This is a genomic window from Algoriphagus sp. (assembly GCF_030694375.1).
In the GTDB taxonomy this organism is placed as follows: domain Bacteria; phylum Bacteroidota; class Bacteroidia; order Cytophagales; family Cyclobacteriaceae; genus Algoriphagus.
Window position 1 is genome coordinate 53,085 of record NZ_JAUXYL010000017.1, and the last position, 13,836, is coordinate 66,920.

A 13,836-nucleotide genomic window follows, 5' to 3' on the forward strand; every position below is an offset into this window, starting at 1 on the left:
ATAACAGTTCCGAAAATATGGCGAGTTTAAGCATTAGCATAACTTGGCAAACTTGGAAAAAAAGGCGATGATTACTTTTCGTTTAGGATAGGCCTTCAGTGATACGTCACATTCTTTTTGGTTAATAAATCGGCAGTCCCCTTATTGTTTTACAGTTATCAGTTGAAACCTCAAAAAATCCTCTGACATATCCGGATTTTCAGGATGATCAGTCGAGATCCAGATCCCCTCACGGTCTCCAAAAATATACCTGCCATTAAACCTGTCAGGGGTCAATTCCATTTCACCTACTTTATTGAAATCAGAATCTAAAAAGACTAATCCCCATCTCGAGGCCAAAAAGGAATCCGCATCCAAATAGTTATAGGGGACATCCTCAAACTTCGCCACCCGTACCATCAGCTTCTGATTTTTGAGATAAAACAAGTCCGTGTAGATATCTGCGTAGTTAATCAACTTCATGATTTCGGGCATGTCCTCAAACATCTTGGGTGAATTTGAGGTCGGTGGATCATTCGGAAATCCCGAGTGCCCTGCAAAAGCTGAAACCACTTTACCCTCCTTTATCCTGTAAATATTTCTGAAATTCATGTTGATTACCGGCATGTCGTCGGGGCCCAAGGCCAATAAAGGAAAGATGGATTTGTTGAGGTTATCCCCCACAAACTCCGCCGGGAAGTAACTGATCGGAGTAAACGATTTGCTCAACGTGTCATACCGCATCAGATTGGGAATTTCGGTCAATTCCTGAGGTGTGATCGATGTCCAATCAAACACCATCGGAAAGGCCGGAAAGTAAAAACCGTCTTTGGCTAAGGTGAAAATATTCGAGAAAAGACTGATCCCCTTTTCCTCTAAGCCCTCCACATTGATTTTGCTCTTTTGAAGCAAGTTTCCCTTGCCGTCAAATTTGAAAAGTGTGTTGACTCCTGCGGTCAGGTAAATCTCATCCGGACTCTCAATGAAAATGCCTGCGACATTATTTCCAATACCTTTTGGTCCTTCTTTTTCAAACCTAATGGTATTCACCAAACTAGTTTCAGGGATGGAATACGTCAAAACTTGCTTGGTTTTGTAATCAAACAGGAAAAAATATTTATCCTCCAAAAACTGAAAATACAAATCCGAATGACCAAAGTCCTGAGTCAGAGGAAACGTTTTATATTTCTCAGTCACCACAAACTGAAGCTCAGATTGGTTTTCTTTTTCTTTAGAAGGAGTGCAACTCAAAATCAGAAGGAAAAACAAAAGACCGGAAATTAAAAAAAGCTGATTTTTCATGGGAGCGAAGATATTTCAACTAACAAGATAACACTATTAGAGAATAATAGTAATGTGATTCTACATTTATCCAATTGCCCTTTGGAGTTTCTTCAGCTCAGCTTATCTTACTTTCAAATGGAAAAACTGAAAATAGCCAGCGCCCAATTTGAAAACCAAAGCGGGGATAAGGACTACAACCTATCGGTCATAGACCGGCTTTCTGCCAAAGCTGCCGCTGAAGGTGCGCAGGTCATTGCCTTTCATGAATGCTCGGTCACAGGCTATTCCTTTGCCCGCAAGCTCTCCAAAGAACAGCTGCTGGACTTGGCAGAACGCATCCCATTCGGCCCAAGCACCCAAGCACTGATAGAGATCGCCCGAAAAAATCAAATCGTCATTTTGGCGGGTTTGTTTGAAAAAGACGAAAACGACGACATCTTCAAAGCCTACGTCTGTGTCGATCAAAACGGACTGATTGCCAAGTACCGCAAGCTTCATCCTTTTATCAACCCTCATATTTTACCTGGAAATGACTATGTGGTCTTTGACCTTTTGGGCTGGAAATGCGGAATTCTGATCTGCTACGACAACAACATCATCGAAAATGTGCGTGCCACCAAACTGCTTGGTGCAGACATCATCTTCATGCCACATGTGACCATGTGCACGCCTTCGACCCGCCCGGGTGCCGGTTTTGTAGATCCCAAGCTTTGGGAAAATCGGGAGAATGATCCGACTTCGCTGAGAAAAGAGTTTGATGGGTTGAAAGGCAGAGAATGGCTAATGAAATGGTTGCCTGCCCGTGCGTATGACAATGCCATCTATGCGGTCTTTTCCAATCCGATCGGTATGGATGATGACCAGTTGAAGAATGGGTGCTCCATGATTCTGGATCCCTTTGGAGATATTTTGGCCGAATGTCGAAGCTTTGAAGACAGCTTTGTGATCGCCACGCTCACACCGGAAAAACTCACCCAAGCGGGAGGCTCTCGCTACATCCAAGCCCGTCGACCGGATCTGTATCGGGATATCATCGGACAAGCCCACAGACCTGAGCAGAAAGTGGTTTGGTTGAATAAGGAGGAGTGAAGGGGGGAAGAATTAAGAAAAAGGTTCGACACCCTTCAGGCATGCCTTCAAAGTCAGGGTTGAACTCATTTACATGAAATTCTCCTTTTCCATTGGGGTAAAATCATCCTGTTTCCTTCTTAAGGAAATTGTAAGTAGTCAGTGTTGATTTGCAGCGCAACAAAACTTACAACTCATTTTTTACCCATTACAGAATCCCTTAACTCCTGTCTGCCGGAACCGAAGATTGCCATTTTAACGGTATTCGCATTTTCTTTCCCCGAAAAGGGCTTTTCTTCTATCTTTGTGCCTTGTTTTGAGCGGGATGCCCGCGTGAGGGATAGAAGCGGCATCCCGACTCTCTGATGCGAATCAGGGAGACGGGATACAGCGGATAGCCCGACCCGCCTTTTTTCAAGGCGGGGCACGCCCAAAAAGTCCTTTTCTTCAAGTTCACCAGACCATAAACAGTGAAAACATACCAGGAATTTAAGCAGGTAGATTATCCGAATATCGGGGAGTCAGTACTTCAGTATTGGAAAGAAAATAAGGTTTTCGAGAAATCGGTCGCCAATCGTGATGGGGCTGAGACCTTCACTTTTTTCGAAGGCCCGCCCTCGGCCAACGGCACACCGGGAATTCACCACGTGATGGCCCGTACCCTGAAGGATATTTTTTGCCGATACAAGACGCTCAAGGGGTTTCAGGTAAAGCGAAAAGGCGGTTGGGATACACACGGACTGCCTGTAGAGCTCCAAGTGGAGAAGGAACTGGGAATAACCAAGGAAGATATTGGTAAAAACCCGACTGAGGGCCGGGCAGGAATCTCAGTCGAGGAATACAATCGCAAGTGCCGGGAGACGGTCATGCGATTCAAGGACGAATGGGATGACCTGACGGAGAAAATCGGCTATTGGGTGGATCTGGACGATCCGTATATCACTTTTGACTCCAATTATATCGAGAGCCTTTGGTCTCTGCTGCGCAAACTCTACGACAAAGGTTTGCTCTACAAAGGCTACACGATCCAGCCGTTTTCACCTGCAGCAGGCACGGGTTTGTCTTCCCACGAACTGAATCAGCCGGGCACCTACAAAGACGTGAAAGACACCTCGATCACGGCTCAGTTTAAGCTAAAAGGGCAGGAAAACACCTACATCCTCGCCTGGACGACTACGCCATGGACGCTGCCTTCCAACTCGGCCTTGGCGATCGGTGAAAATCTGGACTATGTGAAAGTGAAGACTTTCAACCCCTATACTTACGCGGCTACAAGTGTAATTTTGGCAAAAGCCAGAATGAGTGCTTACCTCAATCCGAAGGCCGCCGAATTGAAGCTGGAAGACTACAAGCCGGGCGATAAATTGATCCCCTTTGAAATCGTTGAAGAATTCAAGGGCAAATCAATGCTGGGCTGGGAATACGAGCAACTTTTCCCAATCGCGGGTTTGGCATTGCCTCATCCTGCCTTCACCGTAGTGGCTGGGGATTATGTGACGACCGAAGACGGTACCGGAATCGTTCACCTTGCCAAAGCATTTGGCGCCGATGACTTCCGAACTCTGGTACAGAATAATGTACCTGGCGTATTTGTCAAGGACGAACTTGGAAATGACATTCCGGTGGTTGACAAGCAGGGAAAATTCCTGCCAATCGTGGGAGAATACCTCGCGGTAAAGATGAAGGAACATGGAATCACAGCCCATAAAGAATATGGTCCGAATGATTTCTTTGTGAAAAATTACCCAAAGGATGATGAAAGTGCCGCCGACTACAAAAACACGGATGTGATCATCTCCATCATCCTGAAAAATGAAAATAAGGCCTTCAAGGTCGAAAAATACGAGCACACCTATCCGCACTGCTGGAGAACAGACATGCCGATACTGTACTATCCGATGGAAAGCTGGTTTATCAAAACTACAGCCTACAAGGAACGGATGGTCGAGCTCAACAAAACCATCAACTGGAAGCCTGAAGCAACCGGTACGGGGCGCTTTGGCAACTGGCTGGAGAATCTGGTGGATTGGAATCTAAGTCGATCCAGATTCTGGGGGACACCGCTTCCGATCTGGAGAACCAGCGACGGAACGGAAGAGAAATGCATTGGCTCGATCGCTGAACTGAATTCGGAAATTGAAAAGTCGGTAGCTGCCGGTTTCATGTCCAAATCGCCTTATGAAGGCAAAGAACTCGACCTGCACAGACCTTTTGTGGATGATGTGATTTTGGTTTCTGCCAATGGAGAGAAGATGTTTCGCGAGCCGGACTTGATCGACGTGTGGTTTGACTCGGGCGCGATGCCTTATGCACAGTGGCACTTCCCGTTTGAAAATGAGGATATCTTCAAAGCTAACTATCCGGCGGATTACATTGCCGAAGGCGTAGATCAAACAAGAGGATGGTTCTTCACCTTGCATGCTATTGCCGTGATGCTTTTTGACAGCGTGGCATTCAAAAACGTCATTGCCAACGGACTAGTCCTCGACAAAAACGGTAACAAAATGTCCAAGCGACTGGGCAATGCCGTGGATCCCTTCAAGACCCTGAAAGAATACGGACCGGATGCTTTGCGCTGGTACCTGATCAGCAATGCCAATCCTTGGGACAACCTCAAATTCAACTTGGATGGTGTAACCGAAGTGCAACGACGCTTCTTCGGCACGCTTCAGAATACGTATAATTTCTTCGCGCTCTACGCCAATCTGGATGCTTTTGTCTATGACAAGGCTAAGGCAGTTCCGGTGACTGAGCGTGCAGAATTGGATCAATGGATCATTTCCAAACTTCAGACGCTGATCAAAGAAGTGGAAGAGGCGATGGACAACTACGATTCGACCAAGGCCACCCGAGCCATCATGAATTTCACGGTAGATCAGCTATCCAACTGGTACGTGCGATTGGCAAGGAAACGATTCTGGAGAGGTGAAATGAATGCGGATAAGCAGGCGGCCTATGAGACCTTGTATGAGGGATTGCTCACGCTGACCCAATTGATGTCCTCTTTTGCACCGTTCTATTCGGACTGGATGTACAAAAATCTCCACGAGACCAATGAAAATGGATTGGAGTCTGTGCACCTGACCGACTGGGTTTCGGCTGATCAATCCTTGATCAATACCGACTTGGAGGAAAGTATGGACTTGGCTCAAAACATTTCTTCGCTGGTACACTCTCTGAGGAAGAAAGAAAAGCTGAAAGTCCGTCAACCGCTTCAGCGCATCCTGATTCCGGTGCTTTCTGCCAAAACCAAAGCACAAATCGAGCACGTGGAGGATCTGATCAAATCTGAAGTCAATATCAAAGCGGTAGAATATCTGGATGACGCTTCGGGGATTTTGGTGAAAAATGTAAAACCGAACCTGCCCCTACTTGGCAAGAAACTTGGCCCAAAGATGCGGGTTGTAGTGGCCGCCATCAACGCTTGGGGACAGGAAGAAATAGCAGAAATCGAGCGCGAAGGTAAAATCGCTGTGCAGGTGGAAGCCGAGACCATTGACCTCCTCTTGGAAGAAGTCCTGATCACTTCACAGGATATTCCGGGCTGGTCGGTCGCTTCCGATCAGGGTGTGACTGTAGCTTTGGATGTTACTTTGACTGAAGAACTGAAGCAGGAAGGTGTGGCCCGTGACTTGGTCAACCGAATCCAAAATCTACGAAAGGAAATGGGATTGGAAGTACAGGATAAAATCAAGATCATTGTATCCGAAGGCAATGAATTGGCCAGCGAAGCTATTTCTTCTTTTGGCGGCTATATCCAGGCCGAGACTCAGGCAGTTACTTTAGCACTTGGTGTGATCAGTGATGGGACTGTTTTGGACATGGATGATTTTGAATTGACTGTAAAAGTAGAAAAGGCTGAAGCCTGAGTTTGATGAAATCGAGCAAGGAGCATGCACAAAACACTGGGATGATTAGACAAATAGCGAGATTCCCTGTCTCCCTGTCCGTCGACAGGCAGGCATGTGACCGCTAAAAAGGAATTAAAATCACATGAATAAATACCTAAAATATTTCGGAATTGCCTTTTTGGTGATTGCCCTGGACCAAGTGGTCAAAATGCTGGTCCATTTTGAAATGGATTTTGGTACCCCGGGACAGATTCCGATTTTCGGAGACTGGTTTAAGCTGCACTACACGACCAACCCGGGCATGGCCTTCGGCATGGAGTTGGGTTCTGAGTACGGCAAAATGATCCTCACCTCTTTTAGATTGGTGGCCATGGTGGGTATTGGATACTATTTATATTATATCATTGAAAAGAAAAACCATCCGATATATATCCTTTGTATTTCCATGATACTCGGTGGAGCAATAGGCAATTTGGTTGACTCTGTATTTTATGGAGTTTGGTTAAATAATGCGCCCTACAATGCACCAACGCCTTGGTTTCACGGGCAGGTTGTGGACATGTTCTACTTTGATATTTGGGAAGGGTATGTCCCTGATTGGGTACCGCTTTGGGGTGGCAGCTACACAGCCCTGTGGCCGATATTCAATATCGCAGATGCCTCTATTTTCATTGGCGTTGCCATTATATTGATCTATCAGAACCGTTTTTTTCCCGAGAAAAAAGAGGAGATCTCCATACCAGAATCAGAACCCGAACTTTAACACGCAAAATATCACCGGTACAAAGCCCGAAATTGAAAATATTCGGGCTTTTTTTTGCATTTCTGTTAAATAAAAGCGGCTTTTTATAAAAGCAAATGCCTTTTTCAGTAATTTCCAACTTGTATATTCTATTGTTAACCCAGTACTTATGAAATATAGTAATTGGAATATTTTCTTTTTGCTATATATGCTATATAACTAACTATGATAGTTAATTCCGATCAACCCTTTCAAATAGTATATTCCATATTCAGTCACGAATTTTTAGGGTTACTTTTTGAATCCTTTGTAGTCCAATTGGATGACAAGGGAAGGCTATCTCTGGCTAATCAGAATATCAGTTCTGCCAATGCCTCCGAATTTGATTCAGGCTTGGACAAAGCGGATTATGAGTTGATTAAGATCATGGATTCCATGCAACCGGAGGTGGTAATCAAACCTTATATCAAAAAGGGTAATATCCGTCCCAAAGATTTTTTACCGAAAGTGTTTGACCCAAAAGTAGTGGATCGAACTATTCCTGATTTAGTACTTAAAAATCTGGAAATCAAACGGTCTCAGATACTGCCACTCCTGATTGGGAAGCGGCTTTTTGAAATGGGATCAGACAATAATCCAACTTGGAAAGAAATCAAAGTAAATGCCGAGCGGGCTACAGTCGTATTTCACTTTGACAAAGGAGAATACAACACTCAATATTACCCAATCGTCAAATTTCGGGGTAAAAGACTCGAGTGGCAGCACAAAAACGGCTACTTAATCTGCAAAGACCCGGCTTGGTTGATTGTCGAGGAGCAACTTTACCACTTTGAAAAGGGAATCGACGGCAAAAAGCTTCAGCCATTTCTGAACAAAAGCCGGATCATGATTGAGCGCAGGTTTGAATTGGAGTATTACAGAAAATTCGTCACCAACCTGATCACTCAATTTGAAGTCCAAGGCACAGGTTTTGAAATCAACACCGAACAGGGTACTCCTCAAGCTTTGCTCACCTTCAGTGAACTGCCGGGAGGGGCCAAAGAAAATCTATTTGGTGAGGAACTGGAAAATTCGAATGAGGATATCATCGTCTTCGAACTCCGATACAAATACGGAGAATTTGACTTTGGCATCATGTCAAAAGACGGAGAGGGAAATGGGAATTCATGTCGGTTTGAGGAAAAAGACGGGAATTTCACTTTCTATAAAACCGTCCGTACTCCTCAGGTAGAGAAAAAATTTGAAACCATCCTGAAAAAAAAGGACATGGTATTCATGCATGGGAAATTTGCACTTCCCAAGACCCAAGCCTTCGAATGGCTGGGCAACAACGAAGACTATCTGGAAGAAAATAAAATCAAAATAGTCCAGCGAAGTAGCCTCACCGGAAAAACTTTTCACATTGGCCGTGCTCAGATCACGATTGAAGTCAATGAAAATATTGATTGGTTTGATGTCAGGGCACAAATCAAATTCGGAGTTTATCTCGTCCCCTTTGCCAAGATTCGAAAATTAATTATGCAGGGGAAGTCAGAATTTGAGCTCCCCAATGGTGAAGTGGCTGTGATACCCGCAACTTGGTTTGTCAACTATTCCGAACTTTTCAACTTTATCGAAGAGCGATCTTCTGAGGAATTGGTCCTTCGAAAGCATCACTTGGCATTTGCCCGCGAATTACAAAATGGAGAGCTGATCAAGCTAAACCTCAGCTTGAAGTTGGAGCGTCTGCGAAAGTTTGATGCCATTGATGAGTATGAGCTGCCGGAGAGTTTTGAAGGCACGCTAAGGCCTTACCAACATGCAGGATACAATTGGCTGCGCTTTCTGAATGAGTATCAATTCGGCGGTTGCCTCGCCGATGACATGGGATTGGGAAAGACGGTGCAGACTCTTGCACTCTTAGCCCACGAACGAGAGGAAAATCCAGGATTTACTTCCGTGTTGGTCATGCCGACTTCCCTGATTTACAACTGGGAATTGGAGGCTAAAAAATTTGCTCCTGACCTTAAAATCTTGGTGTATTCGGGCACTTCGAGACTCAAAGATCCCTGGAAATTCAGGGGCTATGATATTGTGCTGACCTCCTACGGAATCGTCCGGTTGGATATTGATATTTTGAAGGACTTCTATTTCAACTACATCATCCTGGACGAATCCCAAGCCATAAAAAATCCGAATTCAAACATTGCTGTAGCTGTCAATAAGCTGAAAAGCAAACGAAGATTAATCCTAACGGGTACGCCTGTCGAGAACGGCACCATGGATCTTTGGTCGCAGATGAACTTTGTCAATCCGGGATTGCTTGGAAATCAGAATCTGTTTAAAAAACAATACCTCATTCCGATAGAAAAACAAAACGATAAGGAAAAAGCAATCAGGCTCAATGCCATGATCAAACCTTTTATCCTTCGAAGGCTGAAATCTCAAGTAGCGAAAGACCTGCCGGAAAAGCTCACCAATGTGAAGTATTCTGACATGACTACTGCGCAAGAGAAGGTCTATGAGGAAGTGAAAAGCTACTATCGGGAAAAAATCATCGGCGAACTTGCAGGAACAGGTAGAGGATCTCAGCAATTCACCTTGCTCCGTGGCTTGACCCAATTGAGACAGATCGCCAACCATCCGAAGCTGGTCAGGGAAGACTACGAGGGGGAATCCGGGAAATTGGAGGACATCACATACATGCTTCAGGAAACCATCTCTGAAGATCACAAAGTCCTTGTCTTTAGCCAGTTTGTAAGGCATTTGAGCATTGTCAGAAAGTACCTCGACGAACAAAATATTCCTTACGCTTATCTCGACGGATCGACAAGAGACCGTCAGGCCCAAGTGGAAAAGTTTCAGGAAAATCCCGAGGTAAAGGTATTTCTCATTTCACTTAAAGCCGGTGGTGTCGGTCTCAACCTAACCAAAGCAGAATATGTCTTCTTGCTCGATCCTTGGTGGAATCCTGCAGTGGAAGCTCAGGCAATCGACCGCGCACACCGAATCGGTCAGGAAAACAAGGTCATCATCTACAAATTCATCACCCGTGGGTCTGTGGAGGAAAAAATCATGGCTCTCCAGGACCGTAAGCTTGCCTTGGCAGGCGAACTGATCAGCAATGAGGAAAGCTTCATGAAGAGCTTGGACAATGATGATATTCGGGCGTTGTTGGATTAGGAGATTGAAAGTGGTAAGGTGGCAAAGTTGCAAAGTTGGGTTCACGAACTTTGCAACTTTTGAACTTTCCAACCTTACAACCCTTTTTTATCATTTTGATTCTCAACCCCCTAACCGGACTTGACAAATCTTAACCATTTTTTATTGGCAGTTCCTAGCTATTGATGTGGATATTTTTCTAACTTAATTGAACACAGTACCACTACAATTTACCTGCACATGCCTAGAGCCAAGTCCGATAACGATCGGAAAATATTTGTGCTGGACACTTCCGTGATCCTATACGCACACAACTCCATCATGAATTTTGCCGAGCACAATGTAGTGATCCCGATCACCGTGCTGGAGGAACTCGATCAGTTCAAAAAGGGCAACGACACCAAAAACTTTGAAGCCCGGGAATTTATCCGTCTGCTGGACAAACTCTCCAAAGATCAACGGATCGATGAGTGGACTCCACTAAACGGTAAAACCAAAGGCGACTTTAAGGTGATGATGTATCACCCTGAAAACGAGCGAAATGCCAATGAGATTTTTGGTGAAAACAAGAATGATCACAAAATTCTCAACGTCGCCCTCCACCTTCAGGAAAAGGAGAAAACCCGAAAAGTAATCCTTGTCTCCAAAGACATCAACCTCCGGCTGAAAGCCAAATCGCTTAATATCCAGGCGGAAGATTACGAAACAGGCAAAATCAAAAACATCACCGAACTCGAGAACACCGGGAAGTACGTGATGGAAAATGTCAATCCTGATGCAATCAACAAGCTCTATGAGCAAGGATACACGGAGGCGAAAAATATCCTGGGTACTCGAAAGCGAAAATCAAATGCCTTTTACATCCTCAGGAGTGACAAAAACTCCGTCTTATCCTTTTATAATTCCGAAGAAAACGTCTTGGAACGGGTAGACAAGCGCCTTGCATATAACATTAAACCAAAAAACGCTGAACAATCCTTTGCCCTACATGCCATCATGAACCCAGCGATCAAGTTGGTGTCAATCCAAGGTGTGGCAGGAACGGGAAAGACGCTATTGGCACTTGCCGGAGCACTTGAGCAGCGAAGAGAATACAAGCAGATCTTCCTGGCAAGGCCAATCGTTCCGCTTTCCAACAAGGACATTGGATATTTGCCAGGTGACATCAAGTCCAAGCTCAATCCTTACATGGAGCCGCTATGGGACAATCTGAAGTTTATCCAAAACCAATACAAGGAGACGGACAAGGAGTTCCAAAAAATCACAGAACTCGTCAATCAGGAAAAGCTGGTGATTCAGCCCTTGGCTTACATTCGCGGGCGCTCGCTTTCCAATATCTTCTTTATTGTGGATGAGGCGCAAAACCTGACTCCACATGAGATTAAGACGATCATCTCACGTGCTGGTGAAAACACAAAAATCATCTTCACCGGTGACGTATTCCAGATTGATACGCCTTACTTGGATTCACAATCCAATGGGCTGTCCTATCTGATCGACCGGGCAAAGGACCATCCCCTCTACGCACACATCAAGCTGGAGAAAGGTGAGCGGTCAGAGTTGGCTAATTTGGCGAATGAGTTGTTATAAGATTTGGGTAAAATTTGCCAATAAAAAAGCTGTGAGATATTTCACAGCTTTTTTGTTTTTGTCACTTTCAACGGTTACCGCTCCACCCTGATTTGCTTACGGATAAGCCCATCTTTATTTTCGATATGGAGATAGTAGAATCCATTTTTAAGTTGGCTAAGATCAATTTTAATGGAAGGATTATTGGTCGTTTCGGTTAGGATTATACCTCCTACCGCATTGTAGAGGCTTACTTGGTAGGATTCAATATCTTCAGACAATACAAACCCTTCAGTGTCCATCCATTCTAGGGACAATTCATTAGATACTGGATTGGGATACATTCTTGGGCATGGATCACAGGAGCCTGATGGTGTCACATATAACAGCGAAGCTCCTCCTGTCCCACACGGATTTACACCCATTGCTTGAACATAACCGTCCGAATTTCCCACATTGGCAGTCATCAAAATATCATTCTGACCGGAATAGAATGACCAAGGCTGCGAACATCCCACACAGTAGGGAAGACTCCAAGTCATCGATGTAGCTCCTGAAGGCAGATTATTAATGTAGTAAGGCGTAAGACTACCTGGTCCTGGTGATGTATTTCCAGTTATTGGGCCTGGAGGTGCTGGAGCCTGAACCCATATCATTTTACTGAATTGAACCACTCCACATGATCGAGTAATTGTAAAAGTCAATTTTGCTTGGCCTCTAGTATTTGTATGATAAGGAGTAAGTGTCACTGACGTACCTGTACCGGATGTAGTACCCGAAAAAAGATTTGTCGGACTTGCAGTCCAGGAGATAGAACTTCCGGAGGGCGGGCTATTCAATGTGTAGCTACTTGTCGAGCATAGATAACTTGTTCCAGAAATAGAACTATCCAAGCAATTACATAAGCAACTTGCATTCGCCACCGAATTCCGAATCACATTTCCAGGCTGAGTACCAAATCCCTTCGTAAAATTTACTCCCACACCCGGGATTTGATTACAATAACTCATAATTGTACCACCTCCTGATGGATGCCCTGGATTCCAGCAGGTCGTATTTACACATCCATCAATTGCAGTATTATTTCCGTTCCAAATACAAGCATGTGTATGCTGTGAGCCCAATAAATGTCCAAACTCATGGGTGATTACCTTTACTGGCCAACTATATATTGGAAAATTATTAAACGTCGGACTTATTCCGGCCACTGCTAATTTTTCACCGGTAGAATTGTTGCATAGACCATTATATCCCGCTGCTCTTCCTCCACCTACACTTCGGAATGTCAACAAATGGCCAAGATCACCCTCAAAACTTGTTCTTGTATCCTTAAATTTATTAAGGAGGTCAAGCGTATTGGTTTCAGTATAAGGGTCAGTAGTATTCCACACAAAAATCTGGGAAATATAAGTACCGATATTTTCATTCTGATACAAGATCGCCACTTGGTTATATAAGGAGGTGACAAAAAGCTCAACATTCTGTACACTGCCTTTATTTTGAAAAATATCAAACTCAGTTTCAAAATAGAACCTTACACATTTATCAGATGAGTTTATAGCTAATTTACTTTCTTGTGAAAGTACTTTAGGATCATAACTTTTGATTTAACTATCTGCCACATCATTTTCAAACTGCATGGGATTTGAAAAATCCATGACAGCAATATCATTTTCATTAAAAAACACATACTTCTCTCCGTTTGAAATTGCAGCAAAATTAAAATTCCCTTTGTCAGTTGCCACTAGACCAATTACTTCATCTTCCGAAAAGCTAAAGGCAACCAAACTAGATCCCTCACCCTTTACGACTCCTCTGTAATGCTTTATATTCTGATTAGCACCCATTTTCTTTCCATCACTAGTGACGATGTTGTAATTATAAAATGCACTAGGAACATGGAAAAGATCAAGTGATATATCGCCTCTATTGGAAGGAATGTTTATCGTAATAGCTTCACCTAACCTTGAAAATAAAGATTTATCATAATTGTAAAATGAGATATTACTCACATCATTTGCCTTACGCAATAATTCATAGTCTGGATCTGTTGATCTAAATATATTATTTACTTCAACAAATTCAGTCCCAAGTGTTTTTTGCTCATTAACCTTATTCAAGATAAGATTTTCCTGAGAAAAGGTATTAAAGGCATATAATGCTAACAAGATAGAAATACAATATTTCATGTCCATTTTTTCA

8 protein-coding genes are annotated in these 13,836 nt (G+C 43.9%); 5 read left to right on the forward strand and 3 right to left on the reverse strand.

The genetic code is table 11. The features are described 5' to 3' along the window. Positions 1-141: 141 nt before the first annotated feature. Positions 142-1,281, reverse strand: coding sequence for a DUF4221 family protein (locus tag Q8M62_RS04695; protein ID WP_304901750.1), 1,140 nt, complete (start codon positions 1,279-1,281; stop codon positions 142-144). Between the two features lie 117 nt (positions 1,282-1,398). Here Q8M62_RS04695 and Q8M62_RS04700 point away from each other — a divergent pair, with 117 nt between their 5' ends. The 5 genes from Q8M62_RS04700 to Q8M62_RS04720 all read left to right on the forward strand — a co-directional run bounded on the left by Q8M62_RS04700 (position 1,399) and on the right by Q8M62_RS04720 (position 11,655). Then, positions 1,399-2,352, forward strand: a complete 954-nt coding sequence (locus tag Q8M62_RS04700; RefSeq protein ID WP_304901751.1) for a nitrilase family protein — start codon at positions 1,399-1,401, stop codon at positions 2,350-2,352. A gap of 449 nt (positions 2,353-2,801) precedes the next feature. After that, the gene (gene ileS / locus Q8M62_RS04705) at positions 2,802-6,200 is read left to right on the forward strand and encodes an isoleucine--tRNA ligase (RefSeq protein WP_304901752.1); all 3,399 of its coding nucleotides are present in this window, start codon (positions 2,802-2,804) and stop codon (positions 6,198-6,200) included. Between the two features lie 124 nt (positions 6,201-6,324). Beyond that, positions 6,325-6,945, forward strand: coding sequence for a lipoprotein signal peptidase (locus Q8M62_RS04710; RefSeq protein WP_304901753.1), 621 nt, complete (start codon positions 6,325-6,327; stop codon positions 6,943-6,945). A 204-nt stretch (positions 6,946-7,149) separates the two neighbouring features. After that, on the forward strand, positions 7,150-10,086 hold the full coding sequence (locus Q8M62_RS04715) for a DEAD/DEAH box helicase (protein WP_304901754.1): 2,937 nt from the start codon (positions 7,150-7,152) through the stop codon (positions 10,084-10,086). 219 nt (positions 10,087-10,305) lie between these two features. Then, on the forward strand, positions 10,306-11,655 hold the full coding sequence (locus tag Q8M62_RS04720; protein ID WP_304901755.1) for a PhoH family protein: 1,350 nt from the start codon (positions 10,306-10,308) through the stop codon (positions 11,653-11,655). 74 nt (positions 11,656-11,729) lie between these two features. Here the strand turns inward: Q8M62_RS04720 and Q8M62_RS04725 are convergent, their stop codons facing one another. Beyond that, the gene (locus tag Q8M62_RS04725) at positions 11,730-13,241 is read right to left on the reverse strand and encodes a M12 family metallo-peptidase (RefSeq protein WP_370690572.1); all 1,512 of its coding nucleotides are present in this window, start codon (positions 13,239-13,241) and stop codon (positions 11,730-11,732) included. Then, positions 13,242-13,829 carry a hypothetical protein gene (locus tag Q8M62_RS04730; protein ID WP_305668043.1) on the reverse strand — a complete coding sequence of 196 codons (588 nt, stop codon included), beginning with the start codon at positions 13,827-13,829 and terminating at the stop codon, positions 13,242-13,244. Positions 13,830-13,836 lie beyond the last annotated feature (7 nt).

Coding starts and splice junctions, on each gene's coding strand:
- Q8M62_RS04695 (WP_304901750.1), bottom strand. CDS start 1,281: ATGAAAAATCAGCTTTTTTTAATTTCCGGTCTTTTGTTTTTCCTTCTG.
- Q8M62_RS04700 (WP_304901751.1), top strand. CDS start 1,399: ATGGAAAAACTGAAAATAGCCAGCGCCCAATTTGAAAACCAAAGCGGG.
- Q8M62_RS04710 (WP_304901753.1), top strand. CDS start 6,325: ATGAATAAATACCTAAAATATTTCGGAATTGCCTTTTTGGTGATTGCC.
- Q8M62_RS04715 (WP_304901754.1), top strand. CDS start 7,150: ATGATAGTTAATTCCGATCAACCCTTTCAAATAGTATATTCCATATTC.
- Q8M62_RS04720 (WP_304901755.1), top strand. CDS start 10,306: ATGCCTAGAGCCAAGTCCGATAACGATCGGAAAATATTTGTGCTGGAC.
- Q8M62_RS04730 (WP_305668043.1), bottom strand. CDS start 13,829: ATGGACATGAAATATTGTATTTCTATCTTGTTAGCATTATATGCCTTT.